General features: G+C 68.4%; 18 protein-coding genes. 13 read left to right on the top strand and 5 right to left on the bottom strand.

Going from position 1 to position 22,844, the window contains the following annotated elements; genetic code table 11:
- Positions 1 to 105 precede the first annotated feature (105 nt).
- Positions 106 to 669 (top strand): hypothetical protein, encoded by a 564-nt coding sequence (locus AC1RNC_RS15620; protein WP_492887284.1) that lies wholly within the window; start codon positions 106 to 108, stop codon positions 667 to 669.
- A 4-nt stretch (positions 670 to 673) separates the two neighbouring features.
- Here AC1RNC_RS15620 and ubiB read toward each other — a convergent pair whose 3' ends face one another.
- Positions 674 to 2,182: a 2-polyprenylphenol 6-hydroxylase gene (gene ubiB / locus AC1RNC_RS15615; RefSeq protein ID WP_492887283.1), complete on the bottom strand. Its 1,509-nt coding sequence runs from the start codon at positions 2,180 to 2,182 to the stop codon at positions 674 to 676.
- A 153-nt stretch (positions 2,183 to 2,335) separates the two neighbouring features.
- Positions 2,336 to 3,094 carry a class I SAM-dependent methyltransferase gene (locus AC1RNC_RS15610; protein ID WP_492887282.1) on the bottom strand — a complete coding sequence of 253 codons (759 nt, stop codon included), beginning with the start codon at positions 3,092 to 3,094 and terminating at the stop codon, positions 2,336 to 2,338.
- A gap of 85 nt (positions 3,095 to 3,179) precedes the next feature.
- Here AC1RNC_RS15610 and mutM point away from each other — a divergent pair, with 85 nt between their 5' ends.
- The gene (mutM, locus tag AC1RNC_RS15605; protein WP_492887281.1) at positions 3,180 to 4,043 is read left to right on the top strand and encodes a bifunctional DNA-formamidopyrimidine glycosylase/DNA-(apurinic or apyrimidinic site) lyase; all 864 of its coding nucleotides are present in this window, start codon (positions 3,180 to 3,182) and stop codon (positions 4,041 to 4,043) included.
- A gap of 4 nt (positions 4,044 to 4,047) precedes the next feature.
- Here mutM and AC1RNC_RS15600 read toward each other — a convergent pair whose 3' ends face one another.
- The gene (locus AC1RNC_RS15600) at positions 4,048 to 4,536 is read right to left on the bottom strand and encodes a GNAT family N-acetyltransferase (protein WP_492887280.1); all 489 of its coding nucleotides are present in this window, start codon (positions 4,534 to 4,536) and stop codon (positions 4,048 to 4,050) included.
- A 115-nt stretch (positions 4,537 to 4,651) separates the two neighbouring features.
- Between AC1RNC_RS15600 and AC1RNC_RS15595 the strand changes: the two genes are divergently transcribed.
- The 3 genes from AC1RNC_RS15595 (at position 4,652) to dnaA (ending at position 7,802) form a co-directional block, all read left to right on the top strand.
- Complete coding sequence (locus AC1RNC_RS15595) at positions 4,652 to 5,440, top strand: enoyl-CoA hydratase (RefSeq protein ID WP_492887279.1); 789 nt, start codon at positions 4,652 to 4,654, stop codon at positions 5,438 to 5,440.
- Positions 5,441 to 5,647: 207 nt separating this feature from the next.
- Entirely contained in the window at positions 5,648 to 5,923 is a 276-nt protein-coding gene (rpsT, locus tag AC1RNC_RS15590) for a 30S ribosomal protein S20 (RefSeq protein ID WP_004617408.1), read from the top strand.
- Between the two features lie 403 nt (positions 5,924 to 6,326).
- Positions 6,327 to 7,802 carry a chromosomal replication initiator protein DnaA gene (dnaA, locus tag AC1RNC_RS15585; RefSeq protein ID WP_492887278.1) on the top strand — a complete coding sequence of 492 codons (1,476 nt, stop codon included), beginning with the start codon at positions 6,327 to 6,329 and terminating at the stop codon, positions 7,800 to 7,802.
- An 89-nt stretch (positions 7,803 to 7,891) separates the two neighbouring features.
- Here dnaA and AC1RNC_RS15580 read toward each other — a convergent pair whose 3' ends face one another.
- Positions 7,892 to 8,503 carry an alpha-ketoglutarate-dependent dioxygenase AlkB gene (locus AC1RNC_RS15580; RefSeq protein WP_492887277.1) on the bottom strand — a complete coding sequence of 204 codons (612 nt, stop codon included), beginning with the start codon at positions 8,501 to 8,503 and terminating at the stop codon, positions 7,892 to 7,894.
- A gap of 92 nt (positions 8,504 to 8,595) precedes the next feature.
- Here AC1RNC_RS15580 and AC1RNC_RS15575 point away from each other — a divergent pair, with 92 nt between their 5' ends.
- From AC1RNC_RS15575 to dnaJ, 3 genes are all read left to right on the top strand, one after another.
- Complete coding sequence (locus tag AC1RNC_RS15575; RefSeq protein WP_492887276.1) at positions 8,596 to 11,268, top strand: M1 family metallopeptidase; 2,673 nt, start codon at positions 8,596 to 8,598, stop codon at positions 11,266 to 11,268.
- A 328-nt stretch (positions 11,269 to 11,596) separates the two neighbouring features.
- On the top strand, positions 11,597 to 13,498 hold the full coding sequence (gene dnaK / locus AC1RNC_RS15570; RefSeq protein ID WP_492887275.1) for a molecular chaperone DnaK: 1,902 nt from the start codon (positions 11,597 to 11,599) through the stop codon (positions 13,496 to 13,498).
- A 160-nt stretch (positions 13,499 to 13,658) separates the two neighbouring features.
- Positions 13,659 to 14,816 carry a molecular chaperone DnaJ gene (gene dnaJ / locus AC1RNC_RS15565; RefSeq protein WP_492887274.1) on the top strand — a complete coding sequence of 386 codons (1,158 nt, stop codon included), beginning with the start codon at positions 13,659 to 13,661 and terminating at the stop codon, positions 14,814 to 14,816.
- On the opposite strand, the gene AC1RNC_RS15560 is transcribed toward dnaJ, so the two are convergent.
- Positions 14,813 to 15,316, bottom strand: a complete 504-nt coding sequence (locus AC1RNC_RS15560; protein WP_492887273.1) for an energy transducer TonB family protein — start codon at positions 15,314 to 15,316, stop codon at positions 14,813 to 14,815. The genes dnaJ and AC1RNC_RS15560 overlap by 4 nt on opposite strands.
- Before the next feature lie 129 nt (positions 15,317 to 15,445).
- Here AC1RNC_RS15560 and mutS point away from each other — a divergent pair, with 129 nt between their 5' ends.
- The 5 genes from mutS (at position 15,446) to AC1RNC_RS15535 (ending at position 22,793) form a co-directional block, all read left to right on the top strand.
- Positions 15,446 to 18,151: a DNA mismatch repair protein MutS gene (gene mutS, locus AC1RNC_RS15555; protein WP_492887272.1), complete on the top strand. Its 2,706-nt coding sequence runs from the start codon at positions 15,446 to 15,448 to the stop codon at positions 18,149 to 18,151.
- 20 nt (positions 18,152 to 18,171) lie between these two features.
- Positions 18,172 to 20,994 carry a [protein-PII] uridylyltransferase gene (locus AC1RNC_RS15550; protein WP_492839039.1) on the top strand — a complete coding sequence of 941 codons (2,823 nt, stop codon included), beginning with the start codon at positions 18,172 to 18,174 and terminating at the stop codon, positions 20,992 to 20,994.
- A gap of 59 nt (positions 20,995 to 21,053) precedes the next feature.
- Positions 21,054 to 21,221 carry a hypothetical protein gene (locus AC1RNC_RS15545; protein WP_492839041.1) on the top strand — a complete coding sequence of 56 codons (168 nt, stop codon included), beginning with the start codon at positions 21,054 to 21,056 and terminating at the stop codon, positions 21,219 to 21,221.
- A gap of 62 nt (positions 21,222 to 21,283) precedes the next feature.
- Positions 21,284 to 21,823, top strand: a complete 540-nt coding sequence (locus AC1RNC_RS15540; RefSeq protein ID WP_492887271.1) for a hypothetical protein — start codon at positions 21,284 to 21,286, stop codon at positions 21,821 to 21,823.
- Positions 21,824 to 21,890: 67 nt separating this feature from the next.
- A complete protein-coding gene (locus AC1RNC_RS15535) occupies positions 21,891 to 22,793 on the top strand; it encodes an AraC family transcriptional regulator (RefSeq protein WP_492887270.1) in 903 nt (300 codons plus the stop codon).
- The last annotated feature ends 51 nt before the right edge of the window (positions 22,794 to 22,844 follow it).

Raw genomic sequence — 22,844 nt, 5'->3', positions numbered from 1 at the left:
CCAGAGGCAATTCGCGCGGCAATCACAACGCGAAGATAGGGACTCGACTCTCGTTCCGCTTTCGTTCAGTAATCGCATAGATAGAGTTATGGGGCGAATGCGATCATGAAGGTTGTACGACATATCTCGGCGGGCGTTGTGGCCGCGCTCGGCCTGATGAGCCTCTCGGCCTGCGATAGTGGGGCGTCGGCGGTCAAGGCGCCCAAGGCCGGCGAGCGCGCCAGCGTGGAGGCTGGGTCTCCGACCGAGACCACCGACGGCGGCAGGGGCGAGGGCGTCCGCCGCGTCGATCCGCGCGATGCGCCGGTCAAGCTGGTGGCGGGCAAGCCGTACTGGGCCGCCAATCGCACCCGTACCGCGGAGGAAAACGCCGAGCGCTCGTTCCAGAGCAACGGCAAGACCTTCGACGCCCGGTCGACCGACGACTATGTCGCCAAGGTCCACGCCTTCGTCAGCGACCCGCCCAAGGGCGCGGAGACGCTCAAGCGCGCGAATGGCGACCTGCTGATCTACGATCCCAAGGGCAATGTCTTCGCGGTGGTGTCGCGCGAAGGCGCGCCGCGCACGATGTTCAAGCCGGACGAGGGCGCGGCCTACTGGGACGAACAGAAGACCCGCGAGGCGCGCCGGGCTTCGGCGGCCAAGCGGCGGGAACAGGCCGAAGGGTAGGGCTCTACCGCGCCAGCAGCAGGCCCGTCACGAACGCCGCGCCCGCCGTCGCCGCGCCGACCAGGAACCACAGCAGCGGCCAGGTCTGGTCACGCTCCACCTTGACCGGGACGGGCGCCGGCGGGGCCTCGGCCAGGCGGGCGAGGGTCTTGATGGCGCGCAGGGCTTCTTCGGCGAAGTCGCGGGCCTTGGCGGCGGGCGAGAGCTCGCGGCCGATCCAGCGGCGCACCACCGGGTCGGCGGCGGCCCACAGATCGTGGGTGGGGTCGATGCGGCGGGCGACGCCCTCGACCGTGACCATGGTCTTCTGCAGCAGCACCAGCTCCGGCCGCAGGGCCATGTCGAACAGGGCGGTGATCTCGAACAGCTGCGCCAGCAGCCGGCCCATCGAGACCTCGCGGGCGTTGCGGCCGAAGACCGGCTCGCCGACGGCGCGCAGGGCCTGGGCGAAGGCGTCCATGTCCTGATGGGCGGGGACATAGCCGGCGTCGAAATGGATCTTGGCCACCCGCGCGTAGTCGCGGTTCAGGAAGCCGTAGAGGATCTCGGCGAGATAGCGGCGCTCGCCGGGACCCAGGCGACCGACGATGCCGTAGTCGACGGCGACCACCTCGGCCGGCGCGGCGACGAACAGGTTGCCCTCGTGCAGATCGGCGTGGAACAGGCCGTGGTCCAGGGCCTGAGCCAGGAAACCTCGGGTGACGTTCTCGGCCAGGGCCTTGCGGTTCAGGCCGGGCAGTTCCAGCGCGGCGGGGTCGGATAGGGGTGTTCCTTCGGCCCAGATCAGGGTCAGGACCCGCTTGCCGACGCCCTCCCAGCAGACCAGCGGCGCGCGCATATAGGGATCGACCGCCATGGCCTCGCCCAGTTCGGCGCAGCCAGCGGCCTCGAAGCGCAGGTCCATCTCCAGGTCCAGCGACCGGATCACGACCTCGACGAATTCGGTCGGGCGCAGGCGGCGCGCGGCGGGGGCCAGTTTCTCGGCCAGGCGCGCGGCCAGGCGCAGGACGGCGCTGTCCTGGGCGACCTGGCGCTCGACGCCGGGGCGCAGCACCTTCACCGCGACCTTGCGGCCGTCCAGCAGGGTGGCCGGATGGGCCTGGGCCAGGGAGGCGGCGGCGACCGGCTCGCCGATCTCCTGGTAGACCTCGCTCAGCGGCTTGCCGAGGTTGCGGACGATCTCGGCCTTGGCGGTTTCCAGCGGGAACGGAGCCAGCCGGTCCTTCAGGTGCGACAGGTCCTCGGCGAAGGCGGTCCCGAAGATGTCGGCCCGTGTCGACAGGAACTGGCCCATCTTGATCGCCGCCGGGCCCTGCTTTTCCAGCACCCGCGCCAGGCGCTCGCCCGGCCGGCCGCGCCTGGCGGCGCCGCCGGCGAACAGGCGCAGCAGCCGCCCCGCCAGCTTGGCCGACGGCGGCAATTGCGGCTCGACCTCGCGCGGGATCAGGGCGTCGGCCCGGACCAGGGCCCAGCCCGCGCCGGTCAGGCGTAGAAGCGCGGAGAAGTTTGTCACTTGGCGCGCCCCTTCCCTTCACCCCGATCTTCCCGGCGAATGCCGGGATCCAGATACAGCCTGAGCGCTGACCAAACCTGGCGCAGCTCAGCCCCGTGATCTGGGCCCCGGCATTCGCCGGGGAAGTCGGGAGAAAAAAAGGCCATCAGCAAATCAGAGCGCCCAGCCCTGGTGCAGAGCCGCGACGCCGCCGGTGAAGTTGGTGAAGGTCACCCGCTTGAAGCCGGCGTTTTCCATCATGCCGGCGAAGGTGCGCTGGTCGGGGAAGCGGCGGATGCTCTCGACCAGGTACTGATAGGCCTCGCGGTCCTTGGCGACCCACTCGCCGACCTGCGGGATGACCTTGAAGCTGTAGGCGTCATACGCCTTGGCCAGGGCCTCGGTCACCGGACGCGAGAACTCCAGGCACAGGAAGCGGCCGCCCGGCTTCAGCACGCGGCGGGCCTCGCGCAGGGCCGCGTCGATGTCGGTGACATTGCGGATGCCGAACGAGATCACATAGGCGTTGGCGTAGGCGTCCGGCAGCGGCAGGCGTTGGGCGTCGCCGACGGTCCAGGTGATCTCCGGTTCGCCGCCACGCTCGATGCCGGCCATGATCATCTCGGCGTTGTAGTCGATGATGTTGATGGTGGCGTCGGGGCCGCCTCGGCGCTGCTGGGCGCTCCGGGCCATCTTGGCGAAGCGGCGGGCCATGTCGCCGGTGCCGCCGGCGCAGTCGATGATCACCTCGCCCGGCTGCGGGTTGAGGCGCGCGGCCACGGCGTCCTTCCAGAGCCGGTGCACGCCGCCGCTCATCAGGTCGTTCATGATGTCGTAGTTCTTGGCCACGCGGTCGAACACGCCGCGCACCATCCCGGCCTTCAGCGAGGCGTCGACGTCCTTGAAACCGAAGCTGGCGGAGGTGTTGCTCATGACGTCCTTGGGCCGCGCTCTTACTATATGAACGTCCGCTATTAGCTTGCGCCTCGCGCCGCGTCATCGCCTTAAGGAATGATCCTTGCCCGAATTGCCCGAAGTCGAGACCGTGCGACGCGGTCTCGAGCCCGTCCTGTCCGGCGCGCGCCTGGCCCGTGTTCGCGCCAACCGGCCTGACCTGCGCTTTCCCCTGCCGGATGGCTTCGTCCAGCGGCTGACGGGCGCGAAGATCCTGCGCCTCGATCGCCGGGCCAAGTACATTCTCGCCCCGCTGGACCGGGGCGACACCCTGGTCATGCACCTGGGCATGACCGGCCGCTTCGAGATCGCCGCGCCGGAGGGCGCTGTCCGTCCCGGCGACTTCGCCCGCGAGGTCAAGCCGGACGACAAGCATGCCCACATCGTCTTCGAGACCGAAGAGGGCGCGATGGTCACCTACTATGATCCGCGCCGGTTCGGCTTCATGGACCTGATCCCCACCGATCGCGTCAGCCATCATCCCTGGTTCGCCACCATGGGACCTGAACCGCTGGGCGAGGGCTTCGACGCCAAAACGCTGGAAAAGGCGTTCGCCAACCGCAAGCAGGGACCCAAGACCCTGCTGCTGGACCAGCGCACCGTCGCGGGCCTGGGCAATATCTATGTGTGCGAGGCCCTGCACCGGTCGCGCATCTCGCCGTTCAAGTCGTCGGGCGGGATCGCGAAGACGCGTCTCGCGCCCCTGACCCTCGCGATCAAGGAGGTGCTGGCCGAGGCCGTCGAGGTCGGCGGCTCCACCCTGAAGGACTTCGCCGCCGCCGACGGGGCGCTGGGCTATTTCCAGCACCGCTTCCGCGTCTACGACCGCGAGGGCGAACCCTGCCCGACGCCGGGCTGCGAGGGCGTCATCGCCCGCCAGGTCCAGGCCGGCCGCTCGACCTTCTTCTGCCCTGTCTGCCAGGTGTGAGGGGCTAGGGGGCGCCCAAAGCCTTGATCAGCAAGAGTGTCATCAGGCCGCTATTCCATTCCCGGTCCGGATAGCAATCGGCTTGGCGGTACCCGCGCGCGAAATAGAAAGCCCGTGCGCGGGTGTTGAAGGTGTCTGTCTCCAATCGCGCCGTGAAAAAGCCGGCGCTGACGATTTCGGCCTCGGCCTTGTCCATGAGGCGGGCGCCGATCCCCATGCGGGCATGACTGGTCCGCACATGGAGCGCGTTTACGAAGTCCGCCTCCCAATCCACGAAGCCGACGACCTGGTCGTTCAGCTCGGCGACCCAGAACCGGGCTCCATGCTCGGCGACATAGGCGGCGGGCGGCCGCTCGTCCCCGAAGATGCGAGCGGCTTCGGGCGACAGCTGAGGAAGCCAGGTGCTTTCATACGTATCGAGAAGCACCTGCTCGATCGCCATCGCATCCGAACGCGCGGCTCTGCGGATCAATACGTTCGAGCGCGTCCGCATGGGGCTCCCTTCCCGAGCGGAAGCAGGAAAAGGGAGTCCGATGAGGCCACCAAGCCCCTCCCCAACGCCGCCCGGCTCTCTATAAATGCACCGCTCAAGCAGGAGAGACCCATCAATGGCCGAGTACCAGACCCTGATCGTCGAAGCGCCCGAGGCCGCGCCCGGCGTCGCCCTGATCCGCCTGAACCGGCCCGAGGCCCTGAATGCGCTGAACACGGCGCTGTTGGGCGAGTTGGCCCAGGCCTTGGCCGCGGCGGAGGCCGACGACGCGGTCGGCTGCATCGTACTGACCGGCTCGGCCAAGGCCTTCGCGGCCGGCGCCGACATCAAGGAGATGTCGGACAAGAGCTACGCCCAGATGTTCAAGGCCGACTTCTTCACCGCCGGGGCGCGGGCGGTCGAGCAGTGCCGCAAGCCGATCATCGCCGCCGTCGCCGGCTACGCCTTGGGCGGAGGCTGCGAGCTGGCCATGATGTGCGACTTCATCCTGGCGGCCGACACCGCCAAGTTCGGCCAGCCCGAGATCACGCTGGGCGTCTCGCCGGGCATCGGCGGCACCCAGCGCCTGACCCGCTTCGTCGGCAAGTCCAAGGCCATGGACATGATCCTGACCGGCCGGATGATGGGCGCCGAGGAGGCCGAGCGCTCGGGTCTGGTCTCGCGGGTCTTCCCGGCCGACACGCTGATCGACGAGGTTCTGGCCGTCGCGGCGAAGATCGCCGCCCAGTCGCCGCTGGCCGTGGCCATGAACAAGGAACTGGTCGAGGCCGCCTATGAGACGACCCTGACGACGGGCGTGGCGCTGGAGCGGCGCCTGTTCCATTCGCTGTTCGCCTTCGAAGATCAGAAAGAAGGCATGGCCGCCTTCGTCGAGAAACGAAAGCCGGCGTTCAAGGGCGTGTGATCTGCCGCATGTCCTTTTTATGCGTGGGCGTCGCCGGAACCGGGCTCCCCTTCCGGCTGTCACGCTTAGAAACGATTGCGTCAGGATGGCTCGCAGGATTCCGCCTGTGGACCGTTGACCCCGGCCGGCGCTTCCCGTATATCCGCGCGCTCTATTTTCCCTGCTTCGCGGCCGCCCGCGTGGCTGTCCGTTTGAAGGTCCGACCTAATGGCCAATAATCCCGGCGCCAAGAAAGCGATCCGCAAGATCGCTCGCCGCACCGAAGTCAACACCGCTCGTCGCTCGCGCGTGCGCACCTTCCTGCGCAAGTTCGAAGACGCCATCGCCAAGGGCGATGTGGCCGTCGCCAAGGCCGCTTTCGTGGAGGCTCAATCGGAGCTGATGCGCGCGGTTTCGAAGGGCGTGGTTCACCCCAACACGGGCTCGCGCAAAGTGTCGCGTCTGGCGGCCCGTCTGAAGAAGCTGGACAAGGCCGCCGCCTAGTCCAAATTCTAGACGAACGCTGTTCGTCTAACGATTTCAAGTATTTACAAAAGCCGATCAGGTCCGCCTGGTCGGCTTTTGCTTTGAATCCAACGCCCTATTCCTGTCGTTGCAATCTGTGATCTGAGTAGCTGACTTCACTATTCCCTTGCCGGGCGAGGGGCTCTCGCGAGTCAACAGAAATATCCGGGCTCGGACGCAAGTTTTCCGTTTGACCGGCCCCCGCCGCTGGCTAGTTTAAGCGTCTCAGCGCTTCTCCAGTCTTGGAAAAAACGAGGCGGCGGCGGACCCATTGTGTTCGCCGGGTAAGAACCTGTGTGCGTTGAGTGAACCGGCCGTACGCCATGGGGGGCGGGCGGCAGGAATGGTAGCGGCGGTTGTTTTTGTACAAGGCGGTGGACGAATGACGATGAAGGGCGGGGTGGCCAGCCAGGACTTCTCGACAGCGATCGCGGCGGCTGTAGAGCCGGCGACGAGTGTGTGGTCGAAGGTTTGCGTGGCTCTGAAACGCGAGCTTGGCGATGCGGCCTTCGGGTCATGGATCGCTCCGGCGGCTCTGCGCGAGGCCGCGGCCGGCGACGTCGTCCTGGTCACGTCGACGGGCATCGCCCGCGACTGGATCCGTCGCAGCGCCTGGCGCCGCATCGGCGAACTGTGGGCCGCCAACGACCCGACCGGGCGTCGCATCGATCTGAAGTCGCGCCTGGAGTTCGAGGCCGCTCTGGCCGGTAACGGCGCCGCCTATGTCGAGGCCGCCCCCAAGGCCGTGGCCGCCGAGCCCATCGAGATCGTTCTGCCGGTGTCCAGCGACGTGCCGGCCCCGATCACCAAGTCGACCCGCACCCAGGGTCTGCAAGAGCGCTTCACCTTCGAGACCTTCGTCCCGGGTCCGGCCAACGAGTTCGCCCACGCCGTGGCGCGCCGGATCGCCAACTGGGCCGACGGCCACTTCAATCCCGTGCTGTTCCACGGCCCCTACGGCTTCGGCAAGACGCACCTGCTGAACGCCCTGGCCTGGGAGGCCATGCGCAACGCACCGGAAAAGCGCGTCGTGTATCTGACCGCCGAACGCTTCCTGTCGACCTTCGTGCGCGCCCTGATGGATCGCCAGACGGCGGCCTTCAAGGAGGAGCTGCGCGCCGCGGACCTGCTGATCATCGACGACGTGCATTTCATCGCCGGCAAGCAGTCGACCCAGGAAGAGCTGTTCCACACCCTGACCGCCCTGGTCGGCGACGGCGGCCGGGTCGTGTTCTCGGCGGACCGTCCGCCGTCGGCCATGACCGAGATGGACGCTCACCTGCGCTCGCACCTGTCGGCGGGCCTGGTGTGCGGCCTGGAGCCGGCCGACCGCAACCTGCGCCTGGGCATCCTGGAGCGTAAGATCCAGACCCTGGCCGTGGCCCACGGCTTCGAGCCGACCATGCGTCCGGACGTGCTGCAGTTCCTGGCCGACCGCTTCACCGACAGCGTCCGCGAGCTGGAAGGCGCGCTGAACACCCTGTCGGCCCGCGCGGGCGAGGGCCTGTCGCGCATGACCCTGGACGAGGTGCAGGCGGTCCTGCGTCCGCACCTGCGGTCGGGCGAGAAGCGCATCACCATCGACGATATCCAGAAGGCGACGTCCGACCACTACGGCATGAAACAGGCCGACCTGCTCAGCGAGCGCCGCAACCGCGCCGTGGCCCGTCCGCGCCAGGCCGCCATGTGGCTGGCCAAGCAGCTGACCACCCGTTCGCTGCCGGACATCGGCCGTCGCTTCGGCGGTCGCGACCACACGACCGTCCTGCACGCCGTGCGCCGCATCGAGGCCCTGCGCGCCGAGGACAGCACCCTGAACCACGACCTGGAAGTCATCACCCGCAAGCTGCGCGGCTGATCCGCCGGGACACCGGCCTCCGTACGGTTGAATGAGAGGGCCGCTCCGGAAGGGGCGGCCTTTTCGCTGTGGGCCATGCCCGCCGCGCGCTACCGCGCCCGCCTCAGGGTCAGGTTGATCCGCCCGCCGTCCGGCACGAGGCTCGAAGATCCCGCCAGGATCCGGTCGACGCCATGGAAGGCCAGCCGGGCGGGGCCTGACAACCGGCAGACGTCGCCCGAGGCCAGCTTCAGGCTCCGCGTCGGGTCCTTGCGCGACGTCCCGCCGATCCGGAACACCGCCGTGTCCCCCAGAGAGATCGACAGCACCGGAAAGGCTGGGTCGGCCTCGTCGCGATCCTGGTGCAGACCCATGCGCGCGTCGCCGCGATAGAGGTTCACCAGGCAGGAGTCCGGCGGGGTGTCGGGGTCGCCCAGCGCCTTCCAGAGATCGAGCAGCGCTTGCGGCATCTCGGGCCAGGCCTGGTCCGTGCCCGGATGGCGTTCGGCGTAGCGGTATCCCGCCCTGTCGCTGGTCCAGCCCAACGGACCGAAGGCGGTCATGGCCACGCTCATCGCCTTGCCATAGGCCGTGTCGTAGTGCGCGAACGGCGCGGTTTTCGCCGCGGCCATCACCGCGTCGATCAGCGCGCGCTGGGCCGACAGGTCCAGCAGGCCGGGCCAGAGGTCGAAACCGGGAATAACGGAGAGGGGCTGAAACATTACTGAAATTTAAGACGCGCCATAGGGACGGAAGGTGTTGGTTTGCGCCTCCGGCGCGGGCGCCGGACTATTTTTCCATATCAGGACCGTACATGCGCCGTCTTATGTCCTCCGCGGCCATCGCCGTGATTTTGTTCGCCGCCGGCGCCGTGTCCGCCGCGACCGTCGTGAAAGCCAAGCCGACCGTCGCCGCCGCCCAGGCCGGGAGCAAGGGCGCGACCTTCGCCTCGGTGACGACCCAGCTGCCGCGCAACGTCCGGCCCACGCACTACGACCTGTCGTTCACGCCCGACGCCGACAAGATGACCTTCGCCGCCAGCGTGAAGATCGCCATCGAGGTGGTCGAGCCGACCGCGACCGTGACCCTGCAGGCCGCCGACCTGGCCTTCTCCAAGGCCGAGATCGCTGGCGTGGGCGTCGCGAAGGTCAAGGTCGACGACGAGGCCCAGACCGCCAGCTTCACGTTCGCCAAGCCGCTTCCGAAGGGCAAGTACGTCCTGGCTCTCGACTACACGGGCAAGATCTACACCCAGGCCGCCGGCCTGTTCGCGCTCGACTACGAGACCGAGACCGGCAAGAAGCGCGCGATCTACACCCAGTTCGAGAACTCCGACGCCCGCCGCTTCATCCCCTCGTGGGACGAGCCGTTCTACAAGGCGACCTATAGCGTCGAGGCGACGATCCCGACCGGCCAGATGGCGCTGGGCAACATGCCGATCGCCGCGTCCAAGGACCTGGGGAACGGCAAGACCCTGGTGAAGTTCGCGACGTCGCCGAAGATGTCGACCTACCTGCTGTTCTTCGGCCTGGGCGAGTTCGATCGCGCCTCGGTGAAGGCCGCCGGCGCCGACGTTGGCGTGGTCACCAAGAAGGGCGACACCCCCAAGGCGCAGTTCGCCCTGAAGGCGGCCGCCGACATCCTGCCCTGGTACAACGACTATTTCGGCACCCCGTACCCGCTGCCGGTGCTGGACAACATCGCCGCTCCGGGCCGCAGCCAGTTCTTCAGCGCCATGGAGAACTGGGGCGCGATCTTCTACTTCGAATACGCGCTGCTGCTGGACCCGAAGATCTCGACCGAGAGCGACAAGCAGACCGTCTTCACCACCGTGGCCCACGAGATGGCCCACCAGTGGTTCGGCGACCTGGTCACCATGGCCTGGTGGGACGACCTGTGGCTGAACGAGGGCTTCGCCTCGTGGATGGAGGGCCGGGCGACCGAGCACTTCCACCCGGAATGGAACGCCAACCTGAACGCCGTGGGCGGCCGCGAATACGCCATGGGCCTGGACGCCCTGTCGACCACCCATCCGGTGGTCCAGCACGTGACCACCGTCGAGCAGGCCAGCCAGGCCTTCGACGGCATCACCTACCAGAAGGGCGAGGCCGTCATCCGCATGCTGGAAAGCTATGTGGGTCACGACGCCTGGCGTGACGGCGTGCGCGCCTACATGAAGAAGCACGCCCACGGCAACACGGTCAGCGACGACCTGTGGTCGTCGGTCGAGGGCGCGGCCAGGAAGCCGATCACCGCCATCGCCCATGACTTCACCCTGCAGCCCGGCGTGCCGCTGATCACCGTCGACGCGGCGACCTGCGCTGCCGGCAAGACCACCCTGACCCTGACGCAGGGCGAGTTCAGCAAGGACATGCCGGGCAAGAAGCCTCTGCTGTGGCGCGTGCCCGTCACCGTCCAGGCCGTCGGCGGCGGCGAGGCCAAGACGCTGGTCACTGGCGGCAAGGGCTCGGTCACGGTCGACGGCTGCGGCCCGGTCGTGGTCAATGCCGGCCAGAACGGCTATTTCCGCACCCAATACGGCGCCGAGCGCTTCGGCGGCATCGTCCAGAGCTTCGCCAAGCTGCCGGCGATCGACCAGCTGGGCGTGATGAGCGACGCCTGGTCGATGGGCCTGGCCGGCTACCAGCCCGCCACCGACTTCCTCGACCTGGCCAAGGCCACGCCGGCCGACGCCGACCCGCAGGTGTTCTCGAAGATCGCCGGCGTCTATTCCAGCATCGACAACTACTATGAGGGCATGCCGGCCGAACGCGCGGCGTTCCGCAAGCTGGCCGTCGCCAAGCTGCGCCCCCTGCTGGCCAAGGTGGGCTGGACCGCCCACTCGGGCGAGCCCGACAGCACCGCCATCCTGCGTGGCGAACTGATTGGCGCGCTGGGCGGCCTGGGTGACCCGGAGGTCGTGGCCGAGGCCACCCGCCGGTTCAACGCCGAGAAGACCGATCCGTCGGCCATCCCCGGTCCGCTGCGCAAGACCATCCTCAGCGTCGTGGCCCGTCACGCCGACGCCGCCACCTGGGACGCCATCCATGCCCAGGCCCTGGCCGAGAAGACCCCGCTGATCCGCGCCCAGCTGTTCTCGCTGCTGGCCTCGGCCGAGGACGAGACCCTGGCCAGGAAGGCGTTGGAACTGGCCCTGACGCCGGAGCCGGGCGAGACCATGTCCAGCACGATGATTTCACGCGTCGCCGGCGCGCATCCGGACATGACCTTCGACTGGGCCGTGGCCAACAAGGACAAGGTCAACGAAAAGGTCGACTCCACCTCGCGCACCCGGTTCATCCCCGGTCTGGGCGCCGGCTCGTCGAACCCGGCCATGGCCGAGAAGATCAAGGCCTGGGCCGCGGCCAATCTGGCGGAAGGTTCGCGCAAGGAAGCCGACAAGGCCGCCGCCTCGGTGCTGAACCGCGCCAAGATCCGCCAGCAGCGCCTGCCGGCCATCACCGCCTGGGTAGGCAAGAACAGCTAAATCCTCGATAACGTGATATATTTCCTGGCCGCGCTCCACAGGGGTGCGGCCATTTTTCTTTGTCTTGAGGACAGAATCCCCCTCGCGGTATGGGGTTATGGCCTTGCACCCCGCTACCCATCCCCCATATCCGGCTTCGAAGCGGGGTTGACGGGCTCGTCAAGTTCGCACAACGCATTTTGCCCGCTCGGTTTTCGCCGGCGGAACAGGATGTGGATCTAACCGTAGAGCGTACGAACCCATCGGGGACGGGAACGAGAAAAACCGGGGCGCTTCCGAGAAGGCCCTCGTCACCACCGTCCGCCTAAAGGAGCGAACAGGTACCAAAATGAGCAAGATTATCGGCATCGACCTTGGCACCACGAACTCGTGCGTGGCCATCATGGACGGCAAGAACCCGAAGGTGATCGAGAACGCCGAAGGCGCTCGCACCACGCCGTCGGTCGTGGCCTTCCTGGAAGACGGCGAGCGCCTTGTCGGCCAACCCGCCAAGCGCCAGGCCGTGACCAACCCGACCAACACGCTGTTCGCGATCAAGCGCCTTATCGGCCGCAACGCCAGCGATCCGGTGGTCGAAAAGGACAAGGGCATGGTGCCCTACGAGATCGTCAAGGGCCCGACCGGCGACGCCTGGGTCAAGGCCCACGGCAAGGACTACAGCCCGCAGGAAGTCTCGGCCTTCATTCTGCAGAAGATGAAGGAAGCCGCCGAGGCCCACCTGGGCGAGCCCGTGACCAAGGCGGTCATCACCGTCCCGGCCTACTTCAACGACGCCCAGCGTCAGGCGACCAAGGACGCCGGCAAGATCGCCGGCCTGGAAGTCCTGCGCATCATCAACGAGCCGACCGCCGCGGCCCTGGCCTACGGCCTGGACAAGAACGACGGCAAGAAGATCGCCGTCTATGACCTGGGCGGTGGCACGTTCGACGTCTCGATCCTGGAAATCGGCGACGGCGTCTTCGAGGTGAAGTCGACCAACGGCGACACCTTCCTGGGCGGCGAGGACTTCGACCTGCGGATCGTCGACTACCTGGCCGACGAGTTCAAGAAGGAGCAGGGCGTCGACCTGCGCAAGGACAAGCTGGCCCTCCAGCGCCTGCGCGAAGAAGCGGAAAAGGCCAAGAAGGAGCTGTCCTCGACGGCTCAGTACGAGGTCAACCTGCCGTTCATCAGCATGAACGCCTCGGGCCCGCTGCACCTGAACATCAAGCTGTCGCGCGCCAAGCTGGAAGCCCTGGTCGACGACCTGATCGCCCGCACCATCGGTCCGTGCGAACAGGCCCTGAAGGACGCCGGCCTGAAGAAGAGCGACATCGACGAAGTGATCCTGGTCGGCGGCATGAGCCGCATGCCCAAGGTCCAGCAGGCGGTGCAGGACTTCTTCGGTCGCGAACCGCACAAGGGCGTCAACCCCGATGAAGTCGTGGCGCTGGGCGCGGCCGTCCAGGCCGGCGTGCTGCAAGGCGACGTCAAGGACGTGCTGCTGCTGGACGTGACCCCGCTGACCCTGGGCATCGAGACCCTGGGCGGTGTGTTCACCCCGCTGATCGAACGCAACACCACGATCCCGACCAAGCGCTCGCAGACCTTCTCGACCGCCGACGACAACCAGTCGGCCGTGACGATCCGCGTGTTCCAGGGCGAACGCCCGATGGCCGTCGACAACAAGGTCCTGGGTCAGTTCGACCTGGTCGGCATCCCGCCGGCGCCGCGCGGCGTGCCGCAGATCGAGGTCACCTTCGACATCGACGCCAACGGCATCGTGCAAGTCCACGCCAAGGACAAGGCGACCAACAAGGAGCACTCGATCCGCATCCAGGCCAACGGCGGCCTCTCGGACAGCGACATCGAGCGCATGGTCAAGGAAGCCGAGGCCAACAAGGCCGCGGACGAGAAGAAGAAGCAGCTGGTCGAGGCCAAGAACCAGGGCGAGGCGATCCTGCACTCGACCGAGAAGGCTCTGGCCGAGCATGGCGACAAGGTCGGCGCGACTGAAAAGACCGCGATCGAGACCGGCGTCACCGAGCTGAAGACCGCCCTGGAAGGCGAGGACGTCGAGGCCATCCAGGCCAAGACCCAGGCGCTGATCCAGGCGTCGATGAAGCTGGGCGAAGCCATGTACGCTTCGCAGCAGGGTTCGGCCGACGGCGCTGACGGCGCTGGGGCCGCGGACGATGGCGTCGTCGACGCCGAGTTCGAAGAAGTCGACGACAACAAGCCGGCGAACTAATCGCCATGCGCGCGCCGCGGAACATCAGCGACAGCCCTGTTCCGCGGCCGCGACCTCTTGCCGCTTCGCCCGAGGACGCCTTGCGCCGGGCCGCGTGCTATCCCACCTCTTCCTTCATCAACGCCACTTTCGTGGGCCTTTTGGGCGCCAGACGCTGATTATGCGCGACTATTACGAAATTCTCGGCGTGACCCGGACCATCGACGATGCTGGTCTGAAGTCCGCGTTCCGCAAACTGGCGATGGAACACCACCCGGACCGCAACGGGGGCTGTGAGAACGCCACTGGCCGGTTCAAGGAAATCAACGAGGCCTATTCGGTCCTCTCCGATCCGCAGAAGCGCGCGGCCTATGACCGCTTCGGCCATGCCGGCGTCAACGGCGGCCAAGGCGGCGCGGGCGGTTTCGGCGGCCAGGGCTTCGACGCCGGCGACATCTTCAACGATGTCTTCGGGGACGTGTTCGGCGAGATGTTCGGCGGCGGTCGTCGCCAGTCGAACGGCCCGCAGCGCGGCCAGGACCTGCGCTACGACCTGGAGATCGCCCTCGAGCAGGCCTATGCCGGCGCCGAGGTCGAGATCAAGGTGCCCGCCGCCATGACCTGCGAGGTCTGCGAGGGCTCTGGCGCCAAGCCCGGCACCAGCCCCACCGTCTGCGGTACGTGCGGCGGCGCCGGCCGGGTCCGCGCCACCCAAGGCTTCTTCGCGGTCGAGCGCGGCTGCCCGCGCTGCGGCGGATCGGGCCGCCTGGTCCTGGATCCCTGCACCAACTGCCATGGCCACGGTCAGGTGCGCCGCGAGCGCATCCTGTCGGTCCGCATCCCCGCCGGCGTCGACGACGGCGCCCGGATCCGTCTGGCGGGCGAGGGCGACGCGGGCGCGCGCGGCGGTCCGCGCGGCGACCTCTACATCTTCCTGTCGGTGACCCCGCACGAACTGTTCGAGCGCGACGGTCTCGACCTGCTCTGCACCGTGCCGGTGCCGATGACCACCGCCGCCCTCGGCGGCGAGATCGAGGCCCCCTGCCTGTTGGGCGGCGAAACCTGCGACGGCGAGTGCAAGATCACCGTCACGGTTCCCGAAGGGGCCCAGACCGGCAAGACCGTCCGCCTCAAGGGCAAGGGCATGCCGTCCCTGCGCAGCCGCCAGCGCGGCGACCTGGTGGTCGAACTGTTCGTCGAAACCCCGACCCACCTGTCCGCGCGCCAGAAGGAACTGATGCGCGAGCTGGCCGGCCTGTGCGGCGAAAAGCAGAACCCCAAGTCCGCCAACTTCGTTGGCAAGGCGAAGAGGTTCTGGGAAGAGGTCACGGGCAGCTAGGGTTTCGTCGCCGATCGCTTGGCCGCGCGATTGTGATAGCGGGCTAGCGCCCAGATCATCCCGGCCAACAGCAATGCCGCGACGCCGGCCAGGCCCACGCCGCTCCAGATCACCCATTGCGTGACCTCGGGCGAGTCGTCCGGCCTGATCATCACTCTTTGCTGCGGAACCTCGAAGACCAGCGGCACCGTCACCTCGGCGGGCGGCGCGTTCGGGTCATCCGGCGGGATCATCCGGAACTTCGACGACAGCTTCAGCGCGGCCTTGCCGAACTGTTCGCCGGCGGGGGTTTCCGACGTCACGCGACAGTCGTTCAGCCGGCCCTCCGCCATCACCTTGCAGACGATCGTCGCCTTACCCGGGATCTGGAGGCGCGCGGCGTGGGCGGGGTAGTATTCCGCCAGGTCTTCGGCGGACGGCTTCTCCATCCAGTCAGGCCTGTAGGGACCCATGACGGCGGGTCGGGGCGGAGGCGGCTGGGCCGGCGTGGCGGTGGTCATGGCCCAAGCTCAACCGGACGTCGATCGTTCGTCAAGATGCTCGAAAGCCCCGGGCATGGTGTTCCATCCCCGCATTTCCTTAACGCCGCCCCTTAACGGGAGTCGCGACGCTCTGTAGTTTCGGGCGTCATGAACGCCCACGCCACGCCGACCCCTGCCCACCTGCTCGATCCCGCTGGCGCGACGCCGGTGATGCAGCAGTTCTTCGAGATGAAGGCGCGGCAGCCCGATGCGTTGATCTTCTTCCGCATGGGCGACTTCTACGAGCTGTTCTTCGACGACGCCTACAAGGCCGCCGCCGCGCTGGGCATCAGCCAGACCTTCCGGGGAACCCACAACGGCCAGCCGATCCCGATGGCCGGCGTGCCGCAGCACGCGGCCGAGGCCTATCTGTCCAAGCTGATCCGCCTGGGCTTCAAGGTCGCCGTCTGCGAGCAGATGGAAGACCCGGCCGAGGCCAAGAAGCGCGGCTCCAAGTCGGTGGTCCGCCGCGACATCGTCCGGGTCGTCACGCCAGGCACCCTGACCGAGGACGGCCTGCTGGACGCCCGCGGCGCCAACCGCCTGGCGGCCGTCGCCATCCGCGCGGGCCAGGCGGCGGTGGCCTCGGTCGAGCTGTCGACCGGCGAGGTCGAGGTGTTCGCGGTGGCCAAGGAGGCCGTGGCGCCGATCCTGGCCGCCCTGGCCCCGTCCGAGACCCTGGTCGCCGACCGGCTGTTGTCCGACGATGCGCTGTCTCAGACCCTGAAGATCTGCGGCGGCCTGGTGCAGCCGATGCCCTCGGCCCTGTCCGAGCCGCAGGCGTCCGAAGCGCGGGTCAAGCGCCTCTACGGCGTCGACACCCTGGATGGCTTCGGCGGTCTCACCCCGGCCGAGATCGGGGCCCTGGGCCTGATCGCCGCGCACCTTGAGATGACCCAGGCCGGCAAGCTGCCGGCCCTGCGCGCCCCGCGCCGCGCCGCCGACGCCGACGTCATGGCCATCGACCCGGCCACGCGCGGCAGTCTGGAGATCGACCGCACCCAGACCGGCGACCGCAACGGCTCGCTCCTGGCCTGTATCGACCGCACGGTGACGGCCGGCGGCGCGCGGATGCTGGCCTCGCGCCTGGCCCGGCCGCTGCTGGACGTCGCCGCCATCGATCAGCGCCTGGACGCCGTGGAGTGGTTCGTCGAGCACCGCCCGCTGCGCCAACGCCTGCGAGAGGTGCTGAAGGGTTCGGGCGACATGGCCCGCGCGCTGTCCCGTCTCGCCCTCGGTCGAGGCGGTCCGCGCGACCTGGGTTGCCTGCGCGACACCCTGAAGTGCGGCGAGCGTCTGGCCGGCATGGCGGGCGGTTCGCCTGATCCGCTGTCGCCGCCGCCGTTCGAGCTGGAGCACGCCTTCAAGGCCCTGACCCCGTCGCTGCACGAGGGGCTGTCGCAATTCCTCAATACCCTGGAACAGGGGCTGGGTCCCGACCTGCCGGCCCTGGCCCGCGACGGCGGCTTCGTCGCCGCCGGCGTCCGGCCCGAGCTGGACCAGGCGCGGGGCCTGCGTGACGACAGCCGCAAGGTGATCATCGCCCTGGAAGCCCAGTTGATGGCCGAAAGCGGCGTGCCGCTGAAGATCCGCCACAACGGCGTGCTCGGCTATTTCGTCGAGGCTACCGCCGGCAAGGCCGACCCGCTGTTCCAGCCGCCGCTGAACGCCACCTTCATCCACCGCCAGACCCTGGCCAACCAGGTGCGCTTCACCACGGTGGAGCTGGCCGATCTGGACGCCCGCATCGCCCAGGCCGCCGAGCGCGCCCTGGCCATGGAGGTCGCCGCCTTCGAGGATTGGCGCGAACAGGCCCGCGCCCACGCCGACGCCATCCAGATCGCCGCCGAGGCCCTGGCCCGACTGGACGTCGCCGCCGCCCTGGCCGAGTGGGCCGAGGACGCCGGCGCGGTGCGGCCGATCGTCGACACGTCCTACGCCTTCGACGCCAAGGGCGCCCGCCACCCGGTGGTCGAGGCCGCCGTCAAGCGGGCCGGGGATCCCTACACCCCCAACGACTGCTGTCTGGACGCCTCGGGCGAGACCGGCGCGCGGCTGTCGATCGTCACCGGCCCGAACATGGCCGGTAAGTCGACCTTCCTGCGCCAGAACGCCCTGCTGGCGATCATGGCCCAGTCGGGCTGCTACGTGCCCGCCGCCAGCTTCCGCCTCGGCGTCGTCGACCGCCTGTTCAGCCGCGTCGGCGCGGGCGACGATCTGGCCCGCGGCCGTTCGACCTTCATGATGGAGATGGTCGAGACCGCCGCCATCCTCACCCAGGCCGGGCCGCGCAGCCTGGTGATCCTGGACGAGATCGGCCGGGGCACGGCCACCTATGACGGCCTGGCCATCGCCTGGGCCTGCGCCGAGGCTCTGCACGACACCAACAGGAGCCGCGCCCTGTTCGCCACGCACTATCACGAGCTGGCGACGCTGGAGGAGCGGATGGCGCACGTCTCCAACCTCTCCCTGCGGGCCAAGGAGTGGAACGGCGACCTCGTCTTCCTGCACGAGGCCGCGCCGGGGCCGGCCGACCGCTCGTACGGCGTGCAGGTGGCCAAGCTGGCTGGCGTGCCCGGCCCGGTGGTCGTTCGCGCCCGCGAGGTTCTGGACCGCCTGGAGAGCAAGGACCAGTCGCCGGCCAAGCTGGACGACCTGCCGCTGTTCGCCGTCAGCCAGGCCGCCGCCCCGATGCCCGCCAAAGCGGCGCCAAGCGCCGTCGAGGACTCCCTGGCCGATCTGGACGTTGACGGAATGAGTCCCCGCGAGGCCCTGGAGGCCCTCTATCGTCTTAAGGGTCTGCTCAAGACCTAGAGAGTAACCATATATCCCTGATGCCCCGTCGCCTTCGCCCCACCCGCCTGGAACATGTCGTCGACGGGCACGCCCTGCGTGCGCGCCTGTCCGCCGCCGCTCTGGATTCCATCGGCAACGAGGCCGAGCAGCGCGCCCGGGCCATCGACATCCTCAAGCAGGCGCTGTTTCGCGGTCGGATGATCGCCAAGGAGCGACTGGAGAACGGCGCCAGCGGCGTCGAGACCGCCCGCCTGATCAGCGGCGTCACCGACGAGGTGATCACCGCCCTCTACGATTTCACGACGGTCCACGTCTTCCGGGCCCGCAACCCGACCGAGGGCGAGCGCCTGTGCCTGCTGGCCGTCGGCGGCTATGGCCGGGGCACCCTGGCCCCGTTCAGCGACATCGATCTGCTGTTCCTGCGGCCCTACAAGCAGACGCCGCACGCCGAGAGCGTGATCGAGTTCATGCTCTATGCGCTGTGGGATCTGGGCTTCAAGGTCGGCCACGCCTCGCGGACCATCGAGGAGTGCGTGCGCCTCTCGAAGGAAGACTTCACGATCCGCACCTCGATCCTGGAGGCCCGCCGGCTGACCGGCGACGAACGCCTGGCCAACGATCTGAAGAAGCGCTTCCGCGACGACGTGATGAAGGGCACCGGCGCCCAGTTCGTCGCCGCCAAGCTGAAGGAGCGCGACGACCGCCAGGCCCGGGCCGGGACCAGCCGCTACATGGTCGAGCCCAACGTCAAGGAAGGCAAGGGCGGCCTGCGCGACCTCCATACCCTGATGTGGATCGCCGAATATCTCCACCCGGTCGACCGGCCCGAGGACGTCTTCAAGATGGAGGTGTTCTCGACCCGCGAGACCAAGGCCTTCATCCGCGCCTTCGACTTCCTGCACGCCGTGCGCGCCCACCTGCACTTCACGACGGGCCGGCCCGAAGAGCGGCTGACCTTCGACCTGCAGCCCGAGATCGCCCGGCGCATGGGCTATGGCGACCGGGGCGACGCGCCGGCGGTCGAGCGGTTCATGCGCCGCTACTTCCTGATCGCCAAGGAGGTCGGGGCCCTCACCCGCGCCTTCTCGGCCAAGCTGGAAGCCGAGCACTTCAAGAACGAACCCAAGGGCATTTCGCGGTTCCTGCCGGGCGGCCGCCCCAAGCGCAAGGCGCTGGATGTCGAGGGCTTCTACGAGGACGGCGGCCGCTTGAACATCGACGGGCCGGCGGTCTTCGAGGCCGATCCGGTCAATCTGATCCGCCTGTTCAAGATCGCCGACGAGCGCGACCTCGACCTGCATCCGGACGCCTTCACGGCGGTGACCCGCGGCCTGTCGCTGATCACGTCCAAGGTCCGCCGGGCCCCCGAGGCCTGCCGGGCGTTCCTGGACCTGCTGGCGCGCGGCAAGCGCAGCTATCGCACCCTGACCCTGATGAACGACGCCGGCGTGCTGGGCCGCTTCATCCCGGAGTTTGGCCGGGTCGTGGCCCAGATGCAGTTCAACATGTACCACTCGTACACGGTGGACGAGCACACCCTGCGGGCCGTGGGCGTGATCGGCGACATGGCGGCCGGCCGGCTGGTGGAGGACCATCCCCTGGCCGTCTCGATCATGCCGTTGATCGAGGACCGCGAGGCGCTTTTCCTGGCCATGCTGCTGCATGACACCGGCAAGGGCGGAGTGGGCGGCCAGGAAAAGGCCGGGGCCCGCGCCGCCCGCAGCGCCTGCGAGCGCCTGGGCGTGGACCGCACCAAGGTCGAGTTGGTCGCCTGGCTGGTCGAGAACCACCTCGTGATGAGCGACTTCGCCCAGAAGCGCGACGTGTCCGACCCCGGCACCGTCGCCGCCTTCGCCCGCATCGTCGAGAACCCCGAGCGCCTGCGCCTGCTGCTGGTCATCACCGTCGCCGACATCCGCGCCGTGGGGCCGGGGGTGTGGAACGGCTGGAAGGGCCAGCTGCTGCGCGAGCTCTACAACGCCACCGAGGCCGTGTTCCGGGGCGGGCGCGGCAGCGACGCCGCCGCCAACGTCCTGCGCCACCAGGAAAGCCTGGCCGAGGCCGCTCGCGCCACGCTGCTGGAGATCGACCCGGCCGCCAAGGGCTGGGTCTCGGCGATGGAAAACGCCTATTTCAGCGCCTTCCCACAGGAGGAGCTGTTCGAGCATGCCGCCCTGGCCCGCCGCGCCGCCATCCAGGGCGGGGCCGCCGCCGAGGGCCGAGTGCACCCTAACCAGAACGCCGCCGAGATTGTGATCGCCGCCAAGGACCGTCGCGGCCTGTTCGCCGACCTGGCCATGGCCATTTCGGCCCTAGGCGGCAATGTCGTCGGCGCACGCGTCTTCACCTCCCGCCAGGGCCAGGCGTTGGACGTCTTCTACGTCCAGGACGTGACCGGCGCGCCGTTCGGCTGTGAGAACCCGCGCGCCCTGCGCCGCCTGGCCGACGCGCTGGAAGCCGCCGGCAAGGGCGAGTCTCTGGGCGTCGAGCCGCGCCGGGGCTCCGAACAGTCCCGCGCCGCCGCCTTCGCCATCGCGCCGACCGTGACGATCGACAACGAGGCGTCCAACGACGCCACGGTGGTCGAGGCCTCGGGCCGCGACCGGCCTGGCCTGCTGCACGCCTTGGCCAAGACCCTGGCCGACAACGGCCTGTCCATCCAGTCGGCTCATATCGACGGCTATGGCGAGCGGGCGGTCGACGCCTTCTACGTCCAGACGCCGGAAGGCGGAAAGCTGACCGAGACCCGCAAGGTGGCCGTCGTCAAGGCCGACCTGCTGGCGGCTCTGGAGCAGAACGAGGCCACCGCGCCCGCCGCTCGGCCAGGCCTGAAGCGCGCGCGGGCCAGCGTGGCGCGGTAGGTCTGTCTTGCCGGCGTCACGGATCACCGCCTAGACTTGCGCCGTAGCCGGGGAAAGACATGAAGCCGCCCATCAAGCGCCTGGCCGACATCAAGCCCGGGTCGACCGCCGAGACCTATGCCCGCCCCACGCCGAAGGTGGCGCGGCGTCAGACCGCCAAGGTGCTGACGCCCGAGGAAAAGGCGGCGTTCCTGGCCTCGCGCCCGGACCTGTCGTCGAAGTCCTGAGCGGGATCGACATCGCGCGCCTGGCTGCTTAGACCTTCCCACAGGTTGAGTGCGGAAACCGTATGGCGAGCAATACATCGGCAAACGTGGCGACGGGCGAGGCCGCCGAACTCTGGGCGCTGTGGGACAAGCTCAAGCGCCTGTTCCCGACCTGGAGCGTGCTGCCGGAAGCCTTCTACACCCCCGGCGCCTGGGGCTATGTGGGCGTCGATTTCGTCAGCGGTTTTCGCAAGAACCCCTCGACCCTGAAGACCTTCGCTCTGCTGAAGGATGTCGATGACGCCCGCTTCGACGCCCTGTCGGCCCTGGCCAATCTCAACGCGCGCCGCCAGGAGCAGCTGCTGCGTGCGGTGGTCATCATCTACCTGACCCTGCCGCTGACGATCACGGCGCTGGCGGCCGACATGGCGGGCGACAGCCTCATGGGTCTCCTGCGCGAGCACACCGTCCCGGCGATCCAGATCGCCCTGGGGATCACCCTCGGGCCGCTCGGTTATTTCCTGAGCCACTGGCGCTCGCGCCAGATCGTCGGGGTTCTGGACCTGATCCGCATCGAACGCGGCCAGGCGCCGTTCACGGCCTTGGAGCTGCGGGAGGAGTAAGGGCGGCTGGACAGCCAGGTGCGATGATCGATAATCATCGGGCTCGATTTCAGTTTCGATCGTCCGGATGGATCCGCTCAGCGACGTCATCGCCCTGCTCCGGCCGAACTCGGTCATCTCCAAGCCCATCACCGGCCGGGGAACCTGGGGCGTGCGCTACGCCGCCCACGACGCGCCGGGCTTCACGATTGTCCTCAAGGGCAAATGCTGGATCGCCTTCGAGGGCCAGCCGGCCTTCCGGATGGGGCAGGGCGACTTCCTGTTGTTGCCGTCGACGCCGGCCTTCACCCTGAGCAGCGGCCCCGGCATGGCGGGCGAGGCGCGCGAACCCACGGACATCCCCGTCCGGCACGGTGAGCAGGAGGGCGAAGCCGATTTCGAGTCCCTGGGCGGCGCTTTCGGCATCGAGCGGGTCAACGCGTCGCTGCTGCTGGCCCTGCTGCCGCGCATGATCCACATCCCCGCCTCGGAGGGGCGGACCTACCGCCTGGCGGGCGTGATCGCGCTGATCATGGACGAATGCGGACGCGACGAGCCAGGCAAGGACATGATCCTGCGGCGGATGCTGGAGGTCCTGCTGGTCGAGGCCCTGCGCTGGCGGGGCGTGGTCCGCGATGACGCCCGGGCCGGCCTGCTGAATGGCCTGCGCGACCCGGCCCTGGCCCGGGTCCTGCGGGCCATGCACGCCGACGTGCGCGCCCACTGGACGGTCGCGGGACTGGCCAAGATCGCCGGCTTGTCGCGATCGGCCTTCGCCGCGCGCTTCGGCGAGGTGCTGGGCTGCGGGCCGATCGAGTATCTGGCGCGTTGGCGCATGGCCCTGGCAAGGACCGCCCTTGTCAGCGGAGACAAGACCCTCGACAGGATCGCCGACGAGATCGGCTATGAGTCCGCCAGCGCCTTCAGCACGGCCTTTCGTAAGCGGCAGGGCTGCTCACCTGGCCGGTTCGTTCGAAGCCTTGCCGCCTGATCTGGACGATCGGAAACTAATCTTGGACGTTCGATTATCGATCGGCCTGGC

This window comes from Caulobacter sp. GW822-FHT01G02, assembly GCF_058802865.1.
The sequence above is the reverse complement of the archived record's forward strand: the minus strand, read 5'-3'. Positions and strand labels throughout refer to the sequence as shown.